The organism is Micromonospora sp. NPDC049175, from assembly GCF_043197345.1.
Taxonomy (GTDB): domain Bacteria; phylum Actinomycetota; class Actinomycetes; order Mycobacteriales; family Micromonosporaceae; genus Micromonospora.
Genome location: NZ_JBICSY010000009.1, coordinates 153781 through 175645, shown reverse-complemented (window position 1 = coordinate 175645; position 21865 = coordinate 153781). Strand labels below are relative to the sequence as shown.

Sequence of the window (21865 nt, the reverse complement as noted above, 5' to 3'; positions counted from 1 at the left end):
GGTGGTGGCGAGCCGCGCGAGGATGTCCGGGTCGCCGTCGCCGTCGAAGTCACCGGCCGGGAAGACCATGTCGAAGTTGCCCCAGTTGTTGCTGACCGCCGTACCGGTGCCCGACTGGAACCCACCCGAACCGTTACCCCGGTACAGATGCAGATCCTTGGTGGTGGCGTTGCGGGCCAGTACGTCGGCGTCGCCATCGCCATCGAAGTCACCGGCGTTCAACAGCAGGTCGAAGGCCGACCAGTTGTTGCTGAACGCCGCACCGGTGCCCGACTGGAACCCACCCGAACCGTTACCCCCGTACAGGTGCAGGTCCTTGGTGGACACCTGGCGAGCCAGCACGTCCGCGTCACCATCGCCGTCGAAGTCGTTGGTGTCCCACAGCGCGTCCACGATGAGCTGCGCGTCGCCGGCCTCCGGCTGGTAGCGGTCCGGGTAGGCGGAGACCTGCACCTTCTGGCAGACCACACCGATCTGGGTCGTCATCCAGGAGTCGTTCGGATAGGCGCTCAGCATCTTGTTGAGGAACGCGTTTGTCGCCCACGTCGGGTCGAGCCGCTGACTGACCGATCCCCACGAGCCCCGCTGCTGGAAGAGGCCCAGGCTGTCGTGGTCGACCATCTCGTCGATGTTGCGGATGCCGGTTTCGACGATGGTGGTGGTGATCGCGATGGTCGCGGCCCGCGTTGGCAGCCCTCGGGCTTGCACCGCTTGGACCACCTTTCGGGCGCAGGAGATCCGGTAGGCGTCCAGGTAGCCGTACATCTTGCCGCTGAGCCGGGCGTTGAGGGTCGCGGCGAGGTTGGCGTCCGCCGTGGTGGTGCCACCGGACGAGCAGGGGGCGAGGCTGTAGGCGAGAGTGGTGTAGCCGGCGTCGGTGACCCGGGCCGGGGCGTCGGGTGGGGCGGCCGAGGCCGCCGACGGGGTGGCGACGAGCGCCGAGGCGGCCAGCGCGACGGTGAGTCCGATAGTGGCCAGGACACGGTTCTGCTGCATGGTGTGAAGCCCTTCGTTACGAGGCGGGTCGAGGGATCGGGGGGCCGGACCGCCGGGATGCGATCCGGCCCCTCGTAGGTCAGAAGATGCGGTCGAAGTTGCCCCAGTTGTTGCTGACCGCCGTGCCGGTGCCGGACTGGAACCCACCCGAACCGTTGCCCCGGTACAGGTGCAGGTCCTTGGTCGAGGAATTGCGGGCCAGCACGTCACCGTCGCCGTCGCGGTCGAAGTCGCCGACGGAGAAGATCAGGTCGAAGTTGGCCCAGTTGTTGCTGATCGCCGTGCCGGTGCCGGACTGGAACCCACCCGAACCGTTGCCCCGGTACAGATGCAGATCCTTGGTCGAGGAATTGCGAGCGAGCAGGTCGGCGTCGCCGTCACCGTCGAAGTCACCCGGCGAGAAGATCCGGTCGAAGGCCGACCAGTTGTTGCTGATCGCCGTACCGGTGCCGGACTGGAACCCACCCGAGCCGTTGCCCCGGTACAGGTGCAGGTCCTTGGTGGTGGCGAGCCGCGCGAGGATGTCCGGGTCGCCGTCGCCGTCGAAGTCACCGGCCGGGAAGACCATGTCGAAGTTGCCCCAGTTGTTGCTGATCGCCGTACCGGTGCCCGACTGGAACCCACCCGAACCGTTACCCCGGTACAGATGCAGATCCTTGGTCGAGGAGCTGCGGGCCAGCACGTCACCGTCGCCGTCACCGTCGAAGTCACCGGCGCTGAACACCAGGTCGAAGGCCGACCAGTTGTTGCTGAACGCCGCACCGGTGCCCGACTGGAACCCACCCGAACCGTTACCCCCGTACAGGTGCAGATCCTTCGTGGACACCTGGCGGGCGAGCACATCCGCATCACCATCGCCGTCGAAGTCGTTGTTCATCACCGCACCGTCACGGATGCGGTTGTAGTGCAACCCGACGAAGCCGTTGCTCGCATACCAGGACCGGCTCTGGGTGATGTGCCGGCCCTCCTTGTTGGTGCCGTACTCGTCGTAGATCCACATCTGGGTCCGGTCGGCATTCGCCCACTTGTCGAAGAGCGCGACGTGCCCGTAGCCCTCGCCGACGATGGCGTCGCCGGGCCGCAGCGAGCCGAGGCCGATCACCGTGGTGTCGCCGAAGTCCGCCAGGTCACCGGTGTTCCGATCCCAGCCGTCACTCTTCTTCGGCAGGTGCCAGGCCATCGAGACGAAGCCGGAGCAGTCCGGCCGGTAGCTGTGCCCGTCCCCGTCCGGTTTCTGGTTGGACTGGCTCTGGCTGTAGACGACGCCGTAGGTGTTCATCCACCACTGCGCCCGGGCCAGCACCTCCGTCCGCGTGATCGAACCGGCTACCACGGACGCCTGCGCCGGCGCCGTCGTGGCGGTCAGGCCGACAGCGACCGTGCCCATGGTGGTCGCCGCCAGCACCAGGCCGGCGGCCATCATCCGCAGCAGCCGGTCCTGCATCCTCAGCTTGCGCATCGTGCTCCCCTTCTCCGCAGCGGTCGTCGCCGCTGATGGGAGAAGGTTCGCCGGACGGGCTGGAGATTTCCGACAGGGCCGCTGTAACGCCGTCTACAGCGGATTACAGCGAAGCTCGTGCGCCGGGCGACGAGGTCCCGGCCAGCTCCGCCGCCAGCTCCGCGTGCTCCCGGGCGCCGTGGTCCTCAAACACCCGCAGCGCCTGCAAGGCGAGCTGATCCGCGTCGTCGTGACCCCGCAGCGCAGCCAGCCGGGCCAGATCGCGCAGCACCCGGGCCCGGGGCAGCGCAAGCTTCAGCTCGTCCCAGAGCCGCAGCGAGGCGCGCAGGTAGCGCTCGGCGTCGGCGAGTTCCCGCCGGGCCAGGTGTAGCTCACCGACGACCCGCAGGGTGACCGCCTCGCCCCAACGGTCACCGGCCCGCCGGCTGGTCGCCAGCGACCGTTCCAGCAGGCCGGCGGCCTCGGCGCCGCGGTCCAACCGGATCAGCACCTTGGCGACCGCCCGGTCCCCGTACGCCGCCAACAGGCTCTCATCCAGCTCCAGGAACGTGTCCCGGGCCAGCACCGCCAACGCCAGCGCCTCGTGCAGCTCACCCCCGGCCCGGTGGTGCAGCGACAACATCCGCCAGGTCAATGCCACGCCACGCCGGTCGCCGAGGGTCTCGTAGTCGCGCAGCGCCAGTTCCAGGTCAGTTCGGGCGCCGACCAGGTCGCCCTGCTCCAGTTGGACCGCCCCGGCCAGCCGCCGGACTTCGGCCAGCGCCGCCTGGTCGCCGAGGTCCCGGACGATCGGCTCGGCGCAGCCGAGGAAGTACAGCGCCTCAGCGAACCGGCACTGGTCCCGGCACGTCGCCCCGAGCGCGGTCAGGGTGAGCGCCTCCTCGCGCCGGTGCCCGCCCTCGCGGAACGCCTCCAGCGCCTGGGTCAGGTACTGCGCCGACTCGGCGTACCGGTCCTGGGCGCAGCGGAGCTGGCCGAAGCCGGAGAGCAGGACGGCCTCGCCGTACCGGTTGCCGCTTCGGCGGGCCGCGGCCAATGCCACGTCGTGGGTACGCGTCCAGCTCTCGAACCGGCTCGCGGTCGCGTATGGGAAGGTGGAGAGCAGCGAGGCCAGGTCGCAGGCCTGTTGGTCCAGTCCCCGCTCGGCGGCGACCTCCACCGCCCGGACCAGCGAGTCGTGTTCCGCGGCGAACCAGCTGCGCGGCTGGTCGAGCACCCGCTCGATGAGATCGTCCAGCGCCGGGCCGACTCCTGCGGGTGGCGGGCCGGTCGGCGCGCCCCGCCGCACCGCGTCGATCAACCAGAGCCAACTGGTGGTCACCCGGCTCACCAGCTCCCGAAGCTCCGGTTCCGGATGCTCGGCCTCCGCGCGCTCGCGGGCGTAGAGCCGGACCAGGTCGTGCAGCCGGTAGCGCAGGTGACCGGTGCAGTCGACCTGGACGAATTCGGTCAGCTGGGCGTCCATCAACCGCTCGATGGCCTGCTCGGCCTCCTCCTCGCTCAGTTCGAGGGCGATCGCGGCTACCCAGGCCGGAAACTCGGGCAGGCCCAACAGACCCAGCACCCGCAGCACGGCGGCTTCCCCGGCCTCCAGGCCGCGGTAGCTCAGCCCGATGCTGGCGCGCACCTCCTGGTCGCCGACAGCCAGCTCGTCCAGCCGGCGCCGCTCGTCGGCGAGCCGGTCGGCCAGCAGCGTGAGCGGCCACCGCTGCCGGTTGGCCAACCGCGCCCCGGCAACCCGGATGGCCAGCGGAAGGCCGCCGCACTGCCGGACGATGCGGCTGGTGGCGGCGTCCTCGGCGGCGGCCCGCTGCTCGCCGATCAGCCGGACGAGCAGTTCGACGGACTCCTCCTCGGGCAGAACCGACAGCTCGGTGAGGACCCTGCCGGCCAGCCCGCCGAGCGGGCTACGCGAGGTAACCACGACGACGCAGCCGACCGTGCAGGGCAGCAGCGGCCGGATCTGCTGCTCGGTGGCGGCGTCGTCCAGCAGGATAAGGCTGCGTCGACCCGCCATCCGGGTGCGGTAGAGCTCCACCCGTTCCTCGACGCCGTCGGGGAGGCGGTCGACCGCCGTACCGAGCGCCAGCAGGAACCGTCCGAGCACCTCCCGCGGCTCGACCGGGCTACCACTCATCCCGCGCAGCTCCGCGTAGAGCTGACCGTCGGGGAAGCTGGCGGTGACGTCGTGCGCCACCTGCGCGGCCAGCGTGGACTTGCCGACCCCGCCCGGCCCGACGATCACCTGGATCGGGGCGGGCCGGTCGACGGTGGCGGCGGTGAGCGCCTGCGCCAGCCGGCCCCGCTCGGCAGAGCGGCCGGTGAAGTCGGCCGGCACCGGCGGAAGCTGCGCCGGTACCGTCCTGGCCGGCGGGGTGGCGAGCGCGGGTGAGACCGGGGCGGACGGAAGGGCCCGTGCAGCCGGACCGGCGGATGGGGGCGGCCGGTGCTGTTCCAGCTCGTCGCGGAGGATCGCCTCGTGGATCGCCTGGATCTCCGGGCCGGGCTCGATGCCTAGCTCGTCGATCATCGATTCGCGGCCGGCGCGGTAGACGGCGAGCGCGTCCGAGCGCCGCCCCAGCGCGCTCAACGCCCGCATCAGCTGCCCCCGCATCCGCTCCCGGAACGGGTGTCGGCGGACCAGGTCAGCCAGCTCCGCGGCCACCTGGTTGGTCCGCCCCAGCTGCAGCTCGATCCCGGTGCGCTCCTCCGCCGCGGTCAACCGCAGCTCCTCCAGCCGGGCGGCCTCGCCGGCGAGCAGCTCGCTCTCCACGCCCCCGAGGGCGGCACCCCGCCACTGCCCACCGGCACGGCGGATCAGCTCGACGGCCTCCTCGGGATGGCCGTCGGCGGCGGCCCGACGGCCCTGGGTAAGCAGCTCCTCGAAGAGGTCCCGGTCGAGGGTGGCCGCGCCGATCTGGATCAGGTACCCGGGCGACCGGGTGACGATCGCGGTGCCGACTCCGCCGCTGCCCAGCGACCGGCGTAGGGTGGCGACGTAGGTCTGGAGCACGGCGCGGGCGGTGCCCGGCGGCCCGTCGCCCCAGATGACGTCGACCAGCCGCTCCGCCGGCACGACGTGCCCGTGCTCGACCAGCAGGGCGGCGAGCAGCGTCCGCGGCTTGACGCCGCCAAGCTGGACCGGATGGTCGGCGATGGTGGCCTCGACGGGACCGAGCAGGCGAAACTCCATGACCACACCGTCCCCCGTGACAGTTGGCGAGCCTGATTGACGATCATAGGTGGCTCATCACTGCGGTGGATCGGCCGTTTGGGTGGAGCCCGGACACACGGACCCACTGAGGATGGTCATCGCCGACGCCGCCCCGGCCCGCGCGGGAGAGCGGAACGAACCAGGGTGATTCAGCCGGACTTGCCATCGATGAGGTTGAGCAGCCAGCTGACCGGGTCACCCGGGCCTACTTCGCGTTGAAGTAGCTCGCTTCCGGGTGGTGGACCACGATCGCGTCGGTGGCCTGCTCCGGCATCAACTGGAACTCCTCGGACAACTCCACGCCGATCCGCTCCGACCCGAGCAGGTCCACGATCTTCGCCCGGTCCTCCAGATCCGGGCAGGCCGGGTAGCCGAACGCGTACCGGCAGCCCCGGTAGTCGTTGCGCAGGATCCCGGCCAGGTCCGCGGGGTCGTCGTTGCTCAGCGGACGGCCGTCGGGCAACGTCAACTCGGCCCGGATGCGCCGGTGCCAGTACTCGGCGAGCGCCTCGGTGAGCTGCACGGACAACCCGTGCACCTCCAGGTAGTCGCGGTATTCGTTGCGGGCGAACAGCTTCGCCGCGTACTCGCTCACGGGTTGCCCGACGGTGACCAGTTGCAACGCGACCACGTCGAGCTGGTCGCCCTTGGGCTTGAAGAAGTCCGCCAGGCAGAGCCGCCGCTCCTGCCGCTGCCGGGGGAACGAGAACCGGGCGCGCTCCGCGTGCCCGTTCTCGTCGAGCACCACCAGGTCATTGCCTTCGGAGTACGCGGGAAAGTAGCCGTACACCACGGCTGCCTCAAGGACCTGATCGGCGATCAGCCGATCGAGCCAGTAGCGCAGGCGCGGCCGACCTTCGGTCTCCGCCAGCTCCTCGTAGGACGGACCGTTGCCGCCGCGGGCGCCGTTCAACCCCCACTGCCCGCGGAACGTGGCCCGCTCGTCGAGCAACGCCGCGTACTCGGCCATCGGCACGCCCTTGACGACCCGGGTGCCGAAGAACGGCGGGGTGGGCACGGGCACGTCCACGGCCACGTTGGAGCGGATCGAGGAGTCGTGCAGCTCCGGCAGGGACTCGGTCACCATGGACCGCTGCCGTTCCCGGCGGGCCCGCCGCGCCGCCAGGGCAGCCTCCCGCTCCGGGTCGATCACCGGCGCGCCACCGCGCTTGGCGGTCATCACCTTGTCCATCAGGGACAGCCCCTCGAAGGCGTCCCGCGCGTAGTGCACCTGGCCGGGAAACACCGACCGCAGGTCGTCCTCGACGTACGCGCGGGTCAGCGCCGCCCCACCCAGCAGGACCGGCCAGCGCTCCGCGACCCCGCGGGTGGCCATCTCGGCCAGGTTTTCCTTCATGATGACGGTGCTCTTCACCAGCAGCCCGGACATGCCGATCGCGTCGGCGCGGTGCTGCTCGGCGGCGTCCAGGATGGCGCTGATCGGCTGCTTGATGCCGATGTTGACGACCTCGTAGCCGTTGTTGGACAGGATGATGTCGACCAGGTTCTTGCCGATGTCGTGCACGTCGCCGCGCACGGTGGCGAGCACGATGCGGCCCTTGCCGCCGTCCTCGACCGCCTCCATGTGCGGTTCCAGGTAGGCCACCGCGGTCTTCATCACCTCGGCGGACTGGAGCACGAACGGCAACTGCATCTGGCCGGAGCCGAACAGCTCACCGACAACCTTCATGCCGTCCAGCAGGATGTCGTTGATGATCGACAACGGGGACCGGCCGCCGGCCATCGCCTCGTCCAGGTCGGCCTCCAGGCCGTTGCGCTCACCGTCGACGATCCGCCGCTTGAGCCGCTCGTCCAGCGGCAGCGCCGCCAACTCCTGGGCCCGGCTGGCCCGGGCGCTCGTCACGTCGACACCCTCGAAGAGCTCCAGGAAACGCTGCACCGGGTCGTAGCCCTCGCGACGCCTGTCGTACACCAGGTCCAGGGCGACCTCGCGCTGCTCGTCGGGGATCTTCGACATCGGCAGGATCTTGCTGGCGTGCACGATCGCCGAGGACAGGCCGGCCTGCACACACTCGTGCAGGAACACCGAGTTGAGCACCTGCCGGGCCGCCGGGTTGAGCCCGAACGAGATGTTCGAGATGCCCAGGGTGAAGTTGACACCCGGGTAGCGGCGGGAGATCTCCCGGATCGCCTCGATCGTCTCGATGCCGTCGCGGCGGGTCTCCTCCTGGCCGGTGGCGATCGGGAAGGTCAGCGCGTCGATCAGGATGTCGGAGCGGTCCACGCCCCAGCGGCCGGTCAGGTCGTCGATCAACCGCGCCGCGACCCGGACCTTCCACTCCTGGGTACGGGCCTGGCCCTCCTCGTCGATGAGCAGCGCCACCACCGCCGCGCCGTGCTCACGGACGATCGGCATCACCCGCGCGTACCGGGACTCGGGGCCGTCACCGTCCTCGAAGTTCACCGAGTTGACCACGCAGCGACCGCCGAGCATCTCCAAGCCGGCCTCCACCACGTTCGGCTCGGTGGAGTCCAACATGATCGGCAGGGTGGACGCGGTGGCGAACCGGCCGGCCAGCTCGCGCATGTCCTGCGTGCCGTCGCGGCCCACGTAGTCCACGCACAGGTCGAGCAGGTGCGAGCCGTCCCGGGCCTGACTGCGGGCGATCTCCACACAGGCCCGCCAGTCGCCGGCGAGCATCGCCTCCCGGAACGCCTTCGAGCCGTTGGCGTTGGTCCGCTCCCCCACCATCAGCACCGACGCGTCCTGGGCGAACGGCACCGGGTGGTAGACCGAGGAGACGCCCGCCTCGTGCCGCGGCTCACGGGCCGGGGCGGCGACCCCGTGCAGCCGCTCGGACAGCACCCGGATGTGCTCGGGGGTGGTGCCGCAGCAGCCGCCGATCAGACCCACGCCGTAGTCGGTGATGAACCGCTCCAGGGCCTCGACCAACTCCACGGGAGTCAGCGGGAAGTACGCCCCGTCGGCGGTCAGCACCGGCAGGCCGGCGTTCGGCATCACCGACAGCGGGATGCGGGAGTGCTGCGACAGGTAGCGCAGGTGCTCGCTCATCTCGGCCGGGCCGGTGGAGCAGTTGAGCCCGATCAGATCGACCCCGAGCGGCTCGATCGCCGCCAGGGCCGCACCGATCTCGCTGCCGACCAGCATGGTGCCGGTGGTCTCCACGGCCACGTTACAGATGATCGGCACCGACTGGCCCAGCTCGGCCATCGCCCGCTTCGACCCGACCACCGCCGCCTTGACCTGCAGCAGGTCCTGGCAGGTCTCGATGATCAACGCGTCCGCGCCACCGACGATCAGACCGGCGGCGTTCTCCTGGTACGCGTCGCGCAGGGTCGCGTACGCGGCGTGCCCGAGGGTGGGAAGTTTGGTGCCGGGCCCGATCGAGCCGAGCACGAAGCGGGGGCGCTGCGGGGTGCTGGCCGCGTCGGCGGCCTCCCGGGCGATGCGCGCGCCCGCCTCGGACAGCTCGCGGATGCGCTGCGGAATGTCGTACTCACCGAGGTTGGCGAGGTTGGCGCCGAAGGTGTTGGTCTCCACGCAGTCCGCGCCGGCGGCCAGGTAGGCGTCGTGCACCCCGCGCACCACGTCCGGCCGGGTGACGTTGAGGATCTCGTTGCACCCCTCGAGGCCGTCGAAGTCGTCGAGCGTGAGGTCCGCGGCGTGCAGCATCGTGCCCATCGCCCCGTCGGCGATGAGAATCCGGTCGGCCAGCGCATCCATCAACGAATTCCGCACCTGTCCAGGTTAGTGCGGTTGCCGCCCGGCTCATCGGCCCTCGACACCCGATCCCACATTGTGTCAGCGGGATCACGCTGTCCGGTCCGTTCGTGTATGACCGGGCCTGGAAGCGGCCGACCGGCGCGGCCGACAGGCCGTACCTCCGCCCGGGACGTAGGCTGACGGACGTGAAGGACAACAGGGACGCCGCCGTGCACGACGGTACGACGACCGGGCGCCATCCCGGCGCCGGCCGCGACGAGCAGGGTGAGGTGACGGCGTGACCGAGTTCGACGGACTGCCGGTGCTGCGGTCCCCGGTGGCCATCGCCGCGTTCGAGGGCTGGAATGACGCCGCCGACGCGTCCACCGCCGCCGTGGAGCACCTCGAGCAGGTCTGGAACGCCCGGCAGATCGCCGAGTTGGATCCGGAGGACTTCTACGACTTCCAGGTCAGCCGGCCCACCATCACGATGGCCGACGGGGAGACCCGCCGGGTGGAGTGGCCGACGACCCGGTTCATGGTGGCCAGCCCGGAGGGCACCGACCGTGACGTGGTGCTGATCCGCGGCATCGAGCCGAGCATGCGCTGGCGCACGTTCTGCGAGCAGGTGCTGGAGATCTGCCACAGCCTCGAGGTGGAACGGGTGGTGCTGCTCGGCGCGTTGCTGGCCGACGTTCCGTACACGCGGCCGCTGCCGATCAGCGGCAGCGCCTCCGACGCGCAGGCCGCCGAGCGCTACCAGCTCACCCCTACCCGCTACGACGGGCCGACCGGCATCGTCGGCGTGCTGCACGACGCGTGCACCCGCGCCGACGTGGACGCCGTCTCGTTCTGGGTGCACGTGCCGCACTACGCCAACAACCCGCCCTGCCCGAAGGCCACCGTCGCCCTGCTGCACCGGGTGGAGGAGGTCGTCGACCTGCCGGTGCCGATGGCCGACCTGGCCGAGGAGTCCGCCGAGTGGGAGCAGCGCGTCCGTAGCGCCGCCGAGCAGGACGCCGAGCTGGGCGAGTACGTCCGTGAGCTGGAGGAACGGGTCGGCGACGAGGGCATCACCCCGCTGACCGGTGACGAGATCGCTCAGGAGTTCGAGAAGTACCTGCGCCGCCGGGGCGGTTCGGCGGGCCCCACCGCCGGCTCCTGGTAGCACTGCTCATCGCGGGCCCTCGGACCTTCGTGGTCCGGGGGCCCGTTTTCGCGTGTCCGGGGTAGCGCCGACACACCCTCTAAGGCATCCTAGGAACCTAGACGTGATCAAGGAGGCGGGTGTGCAGATCAATCCCGGGGCCGCCGAGTTCCCACACCGACAGATCGCCGCGCAGCTCAAGGCCCAGGTGCGCCGCGGCGACTGGGGGCCCGGCGAGCGGCTGCCGTCCATCCCGGCCATCGCGGAGATGTTCGGCGTCGCCAAGCAGACCGTGCAACGCGCCGTCGACCAGCTGCGGGTCGAGGGCATCCTGATCACCAAACCCGGCTCCGGTACGTACGTCCGGGGCACCCGACGCCGACTCAACCGCCTCTCCCGAGGCCGGTACGGCGGCTTCCGCGGCTACCACACCGATCTGGCCGCCCGCTACCGTCAGCAACTCGTCTCGGTCGGTCGCGCCCCCGCCCCCGCCGAGGTTGCCGACGCGTTCGGCGTGCCCGACGGCACCGACCTGCTCTGCCGCCGACACCTCGTCCGCACCGACGACTCCCCCGTCGAGGTGGGCGCCTCCTGGTTCCTGCCCACCGACACGGCGGGCACCTCGCTGGAGCGCGCCGAGGCGTTCGGCCGCCCCCTCTACCAGGAGGCCGAGGAGGTCACCGGGCGGCGGTACGTGTCGGCCACCGACACGATAAGCGCCCGCCAGCCCAGCCGGGAGGAGGCCGAGACGCTCCAGATCCGGCCGGACACCCCGGTGCTGCACCTGCTGCACGTCGCGTACGACGCCCGCCGCAAGCCCATCGAGGTAGCCCAGGCCACCTGGCCCGGCCCGATGACCACCCTCACCGAGGAGTACAAGATCCCCGCCCCGACCCCCGAGCAGGACCCGGACCCCGGCCTGGTCCTGGGCTAGGTCCGGCTCGCCGATCATGTCCGCCGGGCATGGCGCGTGGCCACGTCCAGGGCCACGACGCGATTGAGGGCGACTAACTCTCTTGCGCGGATAGGTCTGTAATGCAAAGCTGACTGCATGACACATGAATCCGCTTCCCAGGCGGACGGGCCTCACGAGCTGTTGGCGGCCGTGCGCGACCTGACACACCAGGTCCGTGTCGCCCAGCGCGGCACCTGGTTTCCACTGCTGGTCTTCGCGGTGATCACCCTGGTCGCGATACCCGTCTACCGGTACGCCCCCTACCTCGATCTCTTCGACACCTGCCGATCCCGGCCGCAGCACACGGTCTGCACGGCTCCCAACCCCGCGCAGCTCGGGTACTGGACGGTCGCGCTGGTGCTCGCCTACGCGGCGATCGCGGGCTTCTACGTCAGGCAGTCCCGACGGCGTGGCGTGGGCACCCCGATCCGCCCCTACGTCGTCGTCGGCGTCGCGTTGGCCGTGCTGATGGCAGCCGTGTCGATCTGGCTGACGTTCCACCCGCTCATCCCCGTCCCCACCGACCCCTTCTCCACCGGCCCGGTCGAGATCGAGGTCGGGCCGGCGGCGTGGCTCGTCAACGGGCTGGCCAGTCCCATAGCGGTCATCGCGCTGGCGCTGCTGGTGCTCGCGTGGGTCGAACACAACTGGGCGCTGCTGGCGTACAGCCTCGTCTACCTGGCGATCGTGCTGGTGCAGGGCGGCCAGGTCATCCACTCGACCTCGCCGTGGTTCTTCCTGCCGTACCTGCTCGTCCCGGCGGCGCTGCTGCTGCTGGGCAGTGGCGCCTTCGCCCTGATCCGGGCGACCACCGAGGTTCCGGGGCGATGACCGACCATCCCACCAACGGCCTCGACGACGTGGTCCACCAGCGCGTCCGACTGGGAATCCTGGCCATCGCGCACGAGGCCCGCCAGGTCGAGTTCGGCTTCCTGCGCACCACCCTGCAGCTGACCGCCGGCAACCTCGGGCAGCACCTGACCGTCCTGGAGAAGGCCGAGCTGATTGAGATCGAGAAGGGCTACGAGGGCAAGCGCCCACGCACCTGGGTGACTCTCACCGCTGCCGGTCAGGCAGCCCTGCGCGATGAGATCGCCCACCTCAAGCAACTCATTCATCAGGTCGAACAAGCGGAGACGGCGCCGACCGCCGACCGGTGACCCGACGGCCAGCCGACGTGCGCGGACCGGATCCGGTGCCGCACGGGTCCGTCCGCCCGGCCACGGGCAGGCCCGGTGTCTCCACCATCGGAGCACTGATGTCTTCCTCATCGAAGAGCGCTGACGCCGCCGCAACTACACCCTCAGTGTATACACTGCGATTGTATCGATGGCCGGAGCGCTCCGTTGCGGCGTCGAGAAACCCAGGGGAGGACAAATGAAAACCGTGCAGCCAATGGGTGGACGGGGAATGACGCGCCGCGGCCTCGTCGGAGCGGCGCTGGCGACCGGGGTAAGTCTGCCGCTGGGCATCGCCGGCCGGGCCACCGCAGCCACCGCCGATCCGGGTCTGGTCCGGCTCACTCTGCCCCAGCCGACCGGGCCGTACCGCGTGGGAACGGTGTCGCTGCACCTGGTCGACCGTTCGCAGCCGGATCCGCTGGCCGGCCCGGGCCGGTACCGGGAGCTGATGGTCAGCGTCTGGTATCCCGCCCGGGACGTGCGCCGGTACCCGCGTGCCCCCTGGATGACCCCCGCGTCGATGCGCGCGCTGCTGGACTCCGCCGAGTTCGCACCTGACGCCGCGCTGGCGCCCCTGACGGCCGGGCACGAGGGTGCACCCGTACGGCATTCGGGCCGGCGGTTGCCGGTGGTGGTGTACTCACACGGCGCCGGCAGCCACCGTTCGGACACCACAATCGTGGTGCAGGAACTGGCCAGCCACGGCTACGTGGTCGTCACGGTGGACCACACGTACGACGGGTTCAGCGAGTTCCCCGACGGCCGGGTCACCGTCCGGGAGGACAACGTTGATTCCACCCCGTGGACCTACACCCGCGACGTCCGATTCGTCCTCGACCAGATCGCCGACCTCGCCGACGGGCGCAACCCCGACGTGGACCACACTCCGCTGCCGGCCGGGCTGGGCGCCGCCCTCGACCTGAGCCGGATCGGCATGTTCGGCTGGTCGAAGGGCGGCACCGCGACGGCTCTGACCATGGGCACCGACCGGCGGATCCGCGCCGGGCTGAGCCTGGACGGCCCGATGGTGTCGCAGCCGCTGCCCGCCACCGACCTGTACCGGCCGTTCATGCTGATGACGGCGGATTACACCCGGGCCACCGAACCCGCCGTCGCCGAATTCTTCACGCACCTGCGCGGGTGGCGGCTCAATGTTCAGGCCGAGGGCGCGATCCACGTGTCGTACGGCGACAACCAGTGGCTGGTGCCGCAACTGGCACGGGTCGTCGGGATGAGCGACGAGGACCTCGCCGACTGGATCGGCACTCTCGACCCCGCCCGCGCGGTCCGCATCGGGCAGGCGTACCCGCTGGCGTTCTTCGACCTGCACCTACGGCACCGCGGCGGCCACCTGTTGAACGGCCCGAGCCGGTCCTTCCCGGAGGTGACGTTCATTCCGTGACGCGGTGATCGACTCGGCTTCCTGGAAATCGGTGTGTCGCACCCGTCGGGACACCGCGACATCCCGGAAACCGAGTCGATCACCCGCCCGGGGCGGCACGGACGGGACGTGCGGCGGGCGGCCGTCCGCCGGGAGGGCTGGGCTAGAGGCGGACTCCCAGGAGGGCGTCCACCGTCTTCGCGAAGAGGGCGGGAGCCTCGGGGTCATCCGTGGCGCCGGCCAGGGTGGCGTCGGCCCAGCGGTCGGCGACCGCCAGGGCGCCCGGGGTGTCGAGGTCGTCGGCGAGGCGCTCGCGTACCCCGGCCAGCAGCTCGGCCCCGGACGGCCCGGCGGGCGCGGCGGCGGCCCGACGCCAGCGGGCCAGGCGCTCCTGCGCGGCCGTGAGCAGTTCATCGGTCCAGGTGCGGTCGCTGCGGTAGTGCCCGGAGATCAGCGCCAGCCGGATCGCCATCGGGTCGACCTTGTCGGCGCGCAGCCGGGACACGAAGACCAGGTTGCCGCGGGACTTGGACATCTTCTCGCCGTTGAGGCCGATCATCCCGGCGTGCACGTAGTGCGTGGCGAACGGCGCCTGGCCGGTGAGCCGCTCGGCGTGCGCGGCGGACGCCTCGTGGTGCGGGAACAGCAGGTCGTTGCCGCCGCCCTGCACGTCGATCCGGTCGCCGAGCAGGTTCAGCGCGATCACCGCGCACTCGATGTGCCAGCCCGGACGGCCCGGACCCAGCTCGCCGCCCGGCCAGGACGGCTCGCCCTCGCGGGCGCCGCGCCACAGCAGCGGGTCGAGCGGGTCGCGCTTGCCGGCCCGGTCCGGGTCACCGCCGCGTTCCGGGAAGATCTCCAGCATCTGCTCGCGGGTCAGGTTGGATTCGTAGCCGAACCGGCCGGTGGCGGAGATGTCGAAGTAGACGTCGCCGGTGCCGTCGTCGAGCCGGTACGCGGCGCCGTCCTTGACCAGCACCTCGACCTTGTCGGCGATGTCCGGGATCGACTCGACGGCACCCACGTAGTGCGCCGGCGGGATGATCCGCAGCGCCTCCATGTCCTCCCGGAACAGCGCCGTCTCGCGCATCGCCAGGACCACCCAGTCCTCGCCGTCGCGGGCGGCCCGCTCCAGCAGCGGGTCGTCGATGTCGGTGACGTTCTGCACGTAGCGCACCGGACGGCCGGCGTCCCGCCACATCCGCTGCACCAGGTCGAAGGTCATCATGGTGGCGGCGTGACCGAGGTGGGTGGCGTCGTACGGGGTGATGCCGCAGACGTACATGCTGCCCGCGTCGGCCGGCTCGCTCGGGTGGACACCCTGCCGTGCCGAGTCGTACAACGCCAGCGGCTCGCCCCTGCCCGGCAGCCGTGGCACCTCGTGTCCCGCCCAAGACTCCATGGGATCAGCCTAGCCAGCCAGACGACCACGTCGGAGCGCCCCACGGGTGATCAAGATGACAACGTTTCACATTGGCGGCCAGGGGATCGCCGGCCAGTCCTCCGGTGGCTGCGGGAAGCGGCCGGTCTCGCGCAACCTGTCGATCCGGGAGGCCACCTCGGTCACCTCGGTGATGGTGAGGTGGTCGGCCAGCTCCGCGCCGAGCGCCCCGGCGACCTGCCCGGCGAGCCCGTCGAGCATCTCCACGGCATCCGGGGGCAACTGCTTGCCGGCCCAGCCCCAGAGCACCGTACGCAGCTTGTCCTCCACGTGGAAGCTGACCCCGTGGTCCACCCCGTAGATCCGGTCGTCGGCGCCGACCAGCACGTGGCCGCCCTTACGGTCGGCGTTGTTGAGCACCGCGTCGAGCACCGCGAGACGGGCCAGCCGTGGGTCGTCGGCGTGCGCGAGCGCGTAGGCGGCGCCGTCGTCGTCGCGGGCCGCGGCGATCGGGAACCAGCGTGGCGGCAGCTCGTCGGCGGGCAGGAAGCCCACAAGCGGCTCGGCGTCCTCCGGCTCGTCGATCCAGAGCTGGCAGGAGCCGGGGCCGAACGGGCCGTCGCGCAACACCGTGGGCGGCACCAGGCCCCAGCCGGTGGCCCGGGAGACCAGGTACGCCGAGACCTCCCGGCCGGCCAGGGTGCCGTCGGGGAAGTCCCAGAGCGGACGCTCACCCCGGACCGGTTTGTAGACGCAGCGGGCGGTGGCCCCGTCCAGGGTCAGGATGCCGCGCAACGTGGTGTTCGACGCGTCGACAAGCCGACCCTCCAGGTCGAGCGTGCCGTCTCGCAGCAGCCGCAGCGCCGCGTCGCCGTCCTGGCGAGGCTGAATGCCGGACGAGGTCACCGGTGATAACCGTTGTGCCGCGGGCAGAGGTGCCCGGCGGGGTCCAACGGTTGGCCGCAGAGCGGGCACGGAGGCCGACCCGCGTTGACCACTCGCCGGGCCCGCTCGATGAACTGGCGGGTCGCCTGCGGGGTGAGCCGGACCCGGAGACGGTCGAGGTCCTCGTCCGGCTCGTCGTCCTCGACATCGTCGTCGGGGTCCTCGTCGTCCTCGTCGTCCAGCTCGACCTCAGGCTCCACCTCGCCCGCCGCGATCGCCTCGATCACCACGGTCGCGGTGTCCACGTCGAAGGCCAACCCGAGGGTCCCGACCCGGAACTCCTCGTCGACGGGCGTGTCCAGTGGCTCGTTGTCGCCGATCACCGGCGCCAGCTCGGGCAGGTCCACCCCGAAGCGACGCTGCGCCTCGGTGAGCAGCTCCTCCAGCTTTTCGGCGAGCAGGGACACCTGAACCTTTTCCAGCGCGACGCTGACCAGCCTGCCGCCGCCGCGGGCCTGCAGGAAGAACGCGCGCTCCCCCGGCGGCCCGACAGTCCCGGCGACGAACCGCTCCGGCGGTTCGAAGGCGTGCACCTGGTGGGTCATACCCACGACCCTATCCGGCCCGCCATGGCACCGCGCACCCCACCGACCCGAATCGCCCGAGGCACGCCGCGCCCGGCGGAGCAGGGGTGATTACCGGGCGTGGCGGCCTCTGCGGCGTGCGCCGACGCCCCGATCGGGGGCGGTGTCGTGACGCGCCTCACCGCGACCCACCCGCCCCACCGCCGACGGCCGCGTCCGAGTCGGCCACGCGGTTCGCGCGCCGACGCCGCTTGGCCGGCGGCGGCACCAGCGCCGCCAGGTCGCCGCCGGTGTCGTTGAGTCGCACCAGAAACGGACGCAGCGGCGTGAACCGGATCGCCGTCACCGACGCGGGGTCGGCCACGATCCGCTGAAAGGCATCCAGGTGTACGCCGAGCGCGTCCGCCACGATGGCCTTGATCACGTCGCCGTGGCTACACGCCAGCCAGACCGCCTCCGGCCCGTGTTCGGCGCTCACTCGAGCGTCCCAGGCGCGCACCGCCGCCACGGCACGCGCCGCCATCGCCGCCATCGCCTCCCCACCCGGGAAGACCGCCGCGCTGGGGTGCTGCTGGACGACCGGCCAGAGCGGCTCCTTGGCGAGCTTCTTCAGCGGCTGCCCCTCCCAACTGCCGTAGTCGCACTCGATCAGCCCGTCCTCGACCACCGGGGCGGCCTGCGGGAGCGCCAACTCCAGGGTCTGCCGGCACCGGATCAGCGGGCTGGTCACCACGGCGGCCAGCGGCACCGCCCGCAGCCGCTCGCCGACCGCGGTGGCCTGGGCGCGTCCGGTGTCGTCCAGCTCGACCGGTTGCCGGCCGGCGAGGCCGCCGTCGGCGTTCGCCGTGGTTCGGCCGTGTCGCAGAAGCAGAAGGGTCGCCACGGGACCACCCTATGACCTGGGTCCCGTGCCGGGCCGTCGCGGGCCGCGGAGGCACCACCCGGGTGGGCGGCGGGCGGCGGGCGGGGAGGACGACAGCGGCCCCCGGCCCCGCCCGAAGGCAGGACCGGGGGCCGTCGACGGGTCGGTCAGGTGGCGTCGATCGCGCCGGTCAACAGCAGCGCCAGGACCAGTGTGCCCAACGCGACCCGGTACAGCACGAAGACGTACAGGGTGTGGTGGGCGACGTAGCGCAGCAACCAGGCGATGGCCGCGTACCCGATGCCGAAGGCGATGAGGGTGGCCACGATCGTCTGGGCCACCGTGGGCACGGAGGTGCCCGGGGCGGACGGCTCGAAGACGTCCCCGAGGCTGAACACGCCGGACATCACCACCGCCGGGATGGCCAGCAGGAACGAGTACCGGGCCGCCGCCTCCCGCGTGAGGTTGAGCAGCAGGCCGGCGGTGAGCGTGCCGCCGGAGCGGGACACCCCGGGGACCAGCGCCATGGCCTGGGCGAAGCCCATGACGATGCCGTCCTTCATCCGGAAGTTCTCCAGGGTGCGGGTCTGCCGCCCCCAGTACTCCGCGAACGCCAACACGAAGGCGAACACGATGAGCGTGGTCGCCACGACCCAGAGATTGCGACCGGCGGTCTTGATCTGGTCCTTGAACAGGAAACCGAACAGCCCGATCGGAATCGAGCCGACGATCACGTACCAGCCCATCCGGTAGTCGAGGCTGGACCGGACCGACGTGTCCCGGATGCCGACCAGCCAGGTACGGGTGATCCGCCAGATGTCCTTGGCGAAGTAGATCAGCACGGCCGCTTCGGTGCCGAGCTGGGTGACCGCGGTGAACGACGCGCCGGCGTCGCGGTCGAAGAAGATCGCCGAGGTGATCCGCAGATGCCCCGACGAGCTGACCGGCAGAAACTCGGTCAGTCCCTGGACGATGCCCAGGACGATTGCCTCAACCCAGGTCACTCGCCGACTCCCGACAGATCAAGTGCCTCGGCGACGGTACGCAGGGTCTGCACACCGCTGTCCCGGTCGGCCACGAACAGGGTCACCGACAGCGTGGTGACGCCGGCCGCAGCGTACTCCCGCATCCGCTCGGCGATGCGCTCCTTCGGGCCGAGCAGTGAGGTGCGGTCGATGAACTCCATGGGTACGGCCGCGGCGGCGTCGCGCTGCCGCTTGGCCAGGTACAGCTCCTGCACCTCGCGGGCGGCGTCGCCGTACCCCATCCGGGTGGCGAGCTGGTTGTAGAAGTTCTGCTCCCGGCTGCCCATGCCGCCCACGTACAGCGCCGCGTACCAGCGCACCAACTCGGCGCAGGAGGCCACGTCGTCGCCGATCACCACCGGCACCGAGGGCACCACGTCGAACCCGGCCAGGTCCTTGCCGACCTTGGCCCGCCCGGCCCGGACCGAGGCGAGCTGCTCCTCGGCGAACTCCGGGGCGTAGAACACGGCCAGCCAGCCGTCGGCGATCTCGCCGGCCAGCTCCAGGTTCTTCGGACCGACCGCGGCCAGATAGATAGGTATGTGCTCGCGCGGTGGGTGGAAGCCCAGTCGCAGCGCCTTGCCGGGGCCGTCCGGCAGCGGCAGCGTGTAGTGCTGCCCGTCGTACGCCACCTCCTTGCGGGCGATGGCCAACTTCACGATGTCGACGAACTCGCGGGTCCGGGCGAGGGGCTTGGCGAACCGCACACCGTGCCAGCCCTCGGAGACCTGCGGGCCGGAGACGCCCAGGCCGAGGCGGAACCGCCCGCCGGAGAGCGCGTCGATGGTGGCGGCGGTCATGGCGGTGGTGGCCGGCGTACGGGCGGGGATCTGCATCACCGCGGCGCCGACGTCGATCCGTTCGGTCTGGCCCGCCATCCAGGCGAGCATGCTGGGCGAGTCGGAGCCGTAGGCCTCCGCCGCCCACACCACCGAGTAGCCCAGCCGGTCCGCCTCCTGGGCGAGGGCCAGGTGGTCGGCCGGTGTGCTCCACGCCGTCTGGTATCCGAGACTGAGCCCGAGTCGCACTGGTCCTCCCCCATCCGTGGCACAGGTCGCACCAGGTTACGCAATGCCGATAACGGACTCGATCACCGGCTCGACCCCTTTGCTCCCCCCTCCATCGGGGCAGCCCAGGGCGGCGGAACCGGCAGAACCGGCAGAGATACGGGAGCGAGGATATCCGTGGCGGCAGGTTCGAAATAAGGTTCACCCATGCAACAGCGACCGCTCGGCCGAAGCGGGCTGGCGGTTTCCCGGCTCGCGCTCGGCACCATGACCTGGGGCCGGGACACCGACGCCGACGACGCGGCCGCCCAGCTGAAGAGTTACCTGGACGCCGGGGGCAACCTGATCGACACCGCCGACGTGTACGGCGACGGCGACGCCGAGTCGGTGATCGGCTCGCTGCTGGGCTCCCTCGTGCCCCGCGACGAGCTGCTGATCGCCACGAAGGCGGGGTTGCGGCCGGGCAGTGGCCGACGCCGCGACGGTTCCCGGGGGCACCTGCTGCGGACGTTGGACGCGTCGCTGCGCCGACTCGGCACCGACCACGTCGACCTGTTCCAGGTGCACGGGTACGACCCGGACACCCCCCTGGAGGAGACCCTCGCGGCGTTGGACCACGCGGTGGCCAGCGGCAAGGTGCGCTACGTCGGGGTGTCGAACTTCTCCGGCTGGCAGACCGCGCGGGCCGCCGCCTGGCAGACCGCCTGGCCGGGGCGGGCGCCGGTGGTCGCCACCCAGGTGGAGTACTCGCTGCTGGAACGGGGCGTGGAGCGGGAGGTGCTGCCCGCGTGCGACGCGCTCGGCCTCGGCCTGCTGCCCTGGTCGCCGCTGGGTCGGGGCGTGCTCACCGGCAAGTACCGGCACGGCCGTCCGGCGGACTCCCGAGCCGCGTCGCCGCACTTCGAGCGGTTCGTCTCGACGTACCTGGAGCCGCGCTGTTCCAGCATCGTGGAGGCGGTGGCCACCGCGGCCGGCGGCCTGGGCGTGTCGCCGCTGGAGGTGGCGTTGGCCTGGATCCGGGACCGGCCGGGGGTGACCGCGCCGATCCTCGGCGCGCGGACGGTCGGGCAGTTGCTGGGCGCGCTCGGCGTGGAACGGATCACCCTGCCGACGGAGATCACCACCGCGCTTGACGACGTCTCGGCGGTGCCGCTCGGCTACCCCGAACGCGACGGCTGAGCCACCGGCCGGGTCACGGCTGGGGGCGCTGCCCGGGTAGGTCGTGGATCGCGGTCAGGAAGCGCGACTGGTCGTCGCGCACCGCGGGCTGGGTGAGCCGGATCCACGAGCCGTCGTCGAAGACGATCGTGGACGTCAGCTGCACGAGCCCGGTCGCGCCGCGCTCCGAGTCGACCCGGGCCACCCGGTCGCGGCGCAAACTCCACAGCACCCGCGGCTGCCGCCGGTCGGGCCGGTCGGCGTCCGGGCGGGGGCCCATCCGCAGCAGGTGCAGGTGGGTGTCGGTCACCGCCAGCGGGGTGCCGTTGTAGCGTTCCAGGAAGAGCAGCAGGCTGCCGGCGAGGGTGGCGAGGTCGCCGCTGAAGACGTACCGGCGACGGTAGGCGATCTCGGCGAGCTGCTCGGCCAGCGGGCGGTACAGGCTGAGCCGGAACAAGGCGCGGAACGCCTCCTGCTCCTCGGTGAGCGGGATGGGATCCCGCTGCGCCCGCTGCTGTGGTGGGCCCGGCTCCGGTTCGGCCACCTCCGGCACACCGGCGGCGACGGCAGCGGCCTTGCCGGGCAGCAGCAGGACGCCCGCGGCCAGCCGGACCGGCGTCAGCACCGCGTCCACCCACACCACCGGGTTGACGATGTTGAGCAGCCCGAACAGCACCTTCGGGTCGAGCGAGTCGACGAACTCGTCGGCCATCACACCGGCGAGCTGCCGACCGGCCTTGTGGGTCGACGGGACGCGGACCGGGCCGAGCCCCACATAGCGCAGCTCCTGCCCGGGCAGCAGCGGCGCGACGAGAGCGCGTTCGGGCTCGTCGCTGGTGCGGAGTTCGTCGCGCAGCTCACGGGCCTTGTCCCGGGCGGCCCGCGCGCCGCCGAGCACCGCGTCGGTGAGCCGACCGAGCCGGCCTCGCTCTCCTGACATCACGC

General features: G+C 71.3%; 17 protein-coding genes. 6 read left to right on the top strand and 11 right to left on the bottom strand.

Annotated features, from left to right (window positions below; genetic code table 11):
• From ACGFH8_RS29540 to metH, 4 genes are all read right to left on the bottom strand, one after another.
• A partial coding sequence (locus ACGFH8_RS29540) for an FG-GAP repeat domain-containing protein (protein WP_393373470.1) occupies window positions 1–996 on the bottom strand: 996 nt, incomplete at its 3' end.
• A 79-nt stretch (window positions 997–1075) separates the two neighbouring features.
• Window positions 1076–2455 (bottom strand): FG-GAP-like repeat-containing protein, encoded by a 1380-nt coding sequence (locus ACGFH8_RS29535; protein ID WP_393373468.1) that lies wholly within the window; start codon window positions 2453–2455, stop codon window positions 1076–1078.
• Between the two features lie 103 nt (window positions 2456–2558).
• Complete coding sequence (locus tag ACGFH8_RS29530) at window positions 2559–5648, bottom strand: BTAD domain-containing putative transcriptional regulator (protein WP_393373465.1); 3090 nt, start codon at window positions 5646–5648, stop codon at window positions 2559–2561.
• Window positions 5649–5874: 226 nt separating this feature from the next.
• Window positions 5875–9375, bottom strand: a complete 3501-nt coding sequence (gene metH / locus ACGFH8_RS29525) for a methionine synthase (RefSeq protein WP_393373598.1) — start codon at window positions 9373–9375, stop codon at window positions 5875–5877.
• 277 nt (window positions 9376–9652) lie between these two features.
• On the opposite strand from metH, the gene ACGFH8_RS29520 reads away from it, so the two are divergent.
• The 5 genes from ACGFH8_RS29520 to ACGFH8_RS29500 all read left to right on the top strand — a co-directional run bounded on the left by ACGFH8_RS29520 (window position 9653) and on the right by ACGFH8_RS29500 (window position 14039).
• Window positions 9653–10522, top strand: coding sequence for a PAC2 family protein (locus ACGFH8_RS29520; protein ID WP_393373463.1), 870 nt, complete (start codon window positions 9653–9655; stop codon window positions 10520–10522).
• Window positions 10523–10643: 121 nt separating this feature from the next.
• Window positions 10644–11435: a GntR family transcriptional regulator gene (locus tag ACGFH8_RS29515; RefSeq protein WP_393373595.1), complete on the top strand. Its 792-nt coding sequence runs from the start codon at window positions 10644–10646 to the stop codon at window positions 11433–11435.
• A 117-nt stretch (window positions 11436–11552) separates the two neighbouring features.
• On the top strand, window positions 11553–12287 hold the full coding sequence (locus tag ACGFH8_RS29510) for a hypothetical protein (protein WP_393373460.1): 735 nt from the start codon (window positions 11553–11555) through the stop codon (window positions 12285–12287).
• Complete coding sequence (locus tag ACGFH8_RS29505) at window positions 12284–12616, top strand: winged helix-turn-helix domain-containing protein (RefSeq protein ID WP_393373459.1); 333 nt, start codon at window positions 12284–12286, stop codon at window positions 12614–12616. The genes ACGFH8_RS29510 and ACGFH8_RS29505 overlap by 4 nt, the downstream gene beginning before the upstream one ends.
• A gap of 250 nt (window positions 12617–12866) precedes the next feature.
• Window positions 12867–14039 (top strand): alpha/beta hydrolase family protein, encoded by a 1173-nt coding sequence (locus tag ACGFH8_RS29500; protein WP_393373456.1) that lies wholly within the window; start codon window positions 12867–12869, stop codon window positions 14037–14039.
• A gap of 142 nt (window positions 14040–14181) precedes the next feature.
• Here the strand turns inward: ACGFH8_RS29500 and mshC are convergent, their stop codons facing one another.
• The 6 genes from mshC to ACGFH8_RS29470 form a co-directional block, all read right to left on the bottom strand.
• Window positions 14182–15420: a cysteine--1-D-myo-inosityl 2-amino-2-deoxy-alpha-D-glucopyranoside ligase gene (gene mshC, locus ACGFH8_RS29495; RefSeq protein WP_393373454.1), complete on the bottom strand. Its 1239-nt coding sequence runs from the start codon at window positions 15418–15420 to the stop codon at window positions 14182–14184.
• A 66-nt stretch (window positions 15421–15486) separates the two neighbouring features.
• Window positions 15487–16305: an SCO1664 family protein gene (locus ACGFH8_RS29490; RefSeq protein WP_393373451.1), complete on the bottom strand. Its 819-nt coding sequence runs from the start codon at window positions 16303–16305 to the stop codon at window positions 15487–15489.
• Window positions 16302–16889: a DUF3090 domain-containing protein gene (locus ACGFH8_RS29485; protein ID WP_393373448.1), complete on the bottom strand. Its 588-nt coding sequence runs from the start codon at window positions 16887–16889 to the stop codon at window positions 16302–16304. Before ACGFH8_RS29485 ends, ACGFH8_RS29490 begins: the two co-directional genes overlap by 4 nt.
• A 157-nt stretch (window positions 16890–17046) precedes the next feature.
• Window positions 17047–17751, bottom strand: a complete 705-nt coding sequence (locus ACGFH8_RS29480) for an MSMEG_4193 family putative phosphomutase (protein ID WP_393373445.1) — start codon at window positions 17749–17751, stop codon at window positions 17047–17049.
• Between the two features lie 146 nt (window positions 17752–17897).
• Entirely contained in the window at window positions 17898–18734 is an 837-nt protein-coding gene (locus tag ACGFH8_RS29475; protein ID WP_357254159.1) for an undecaprenyl-diphosphate phosphatase, read from the bottom strand.
• Window positions 18731–19783, bottom strand: a complete 1053-nt coding sequence (locus ACGFH8_RS29470; protein WP_393373443.1) for an LLM class F420-dependent oxidoreductase — start codon at window positions 19781–19783, stop codon at window positions 18731–18733. Before ACGFH8_RS29470 ends, ACGFH8_RS29475 begins: the two co-directional genes overlap by 4 nt.
• Window positions 19784–19969: 186 nt before the next feature.
• On the opposite strand from ACGFH8_RS29470, the gene ACGFH8_RS29465 reads away from it, so the two are divergent.
• On the top strand, window positions 19970–20941 hold the full coding sequence (locus tag ACGFH8_RS29465) for an aldo/keto reductase (protein ID WP_393373441.1): 972 nt from the start codon (window positions 19970–19972) through the stop codon (window positions 20939–20941).
• Between the two features lie 13 nt (window positions 20942–20954).
• Here the strand turns inward: ACGFH8_RS29465 and ACGFH8_RS29460 are convergent, their stop codons facing one another.
• On the bottom strand, window positions 20955–21860 hold the full coding sequence (locus tag ACGFH8_RS29460) for a hypothetical protein (protein WP_393373439.1): 906 nt from the start codon (window positions 21858–21860) through the stop codon (window positions 20955–20957).
• Window positions 21861–21865 lie beyond the last annotated feature (5 nt).

Excerpts from the sequence above, each read along its gene's own strand:
- ACGFH8_RS29535 (WP_393373468.1), bottom strand. The coding sequence starts at position 2,455 with ATGCGCAAGCTGAGGATGCAGGACCGGCTGCTGCGGATGATGGCCGCC.
- ACGFH8_RS29530 (WP_393373465.1), bottom strand. The coding sequence starts at position 5,648 with ATGGAGTTTCGCCTGCTCGGTCCCGTCGAGGCCACCATCGCCGACCAT.
- metH (WP_393373598.1), bottom strand. The coding sequence starts at position 9,375 with ATGGATGCGCTGGCCGACCGGATTCTCATCGCCGACGGGGCGATGGGC.
- ACGFH8_RS29510 (WP_393373460.1), top strand. The coding sequence starts at position 11,553 with ATGACACATGAATCCGCTTCCCAGGCGGACGGGCCTCACGAGCTGTTG.
- ACGFH8_RS29505 (WP_393373459.1), top strand. The coding sequence starts at position 12,284 with ATGACCGACCATCCCACCAACGGCCTCGACGACGTGGTCCACCAGCGC.
- ACGFH8_RS29500 (WP_393373456.1), top strand. The coding sequence starts at position 12,867 with ATGACGCGCCGCGGCCTCGTCGGAGCGGCGCTGGCGACCGGGGTAAGT.
- mshC (WP_393373454.1), bottom strand. The coding sequence starts at position 15,420 with ATGGAGTCTTGGGCGGGACACGAGGTGCCACGGCTGCCGGGCAGGGGC.
- ACGFH8_RS29485 (WP_393373448.1), bottom strand. The coding sequence starts at position 16,889 with ATGACCCACCAGGTGCACGCCTTCGAACCGCCGGAGCGGTTCGTCGCC.
- ACGFH8_RS29465 (WP_393373441.1), top strand. The coding sequence starts at position 19,970 with ATGCAACAGCGACCGCTCGGCCGAAGCGGGCTGGCGGTTTCCCGGCTC.
- ACGFH8_RS29460 (WP_393373439.1), bottom strand. The coding sequence starts at position 21,860 with ATGTCAGGAGAGCGAGGCCGGCTCGGTCGGCTCACCGACGCGGTGCTC.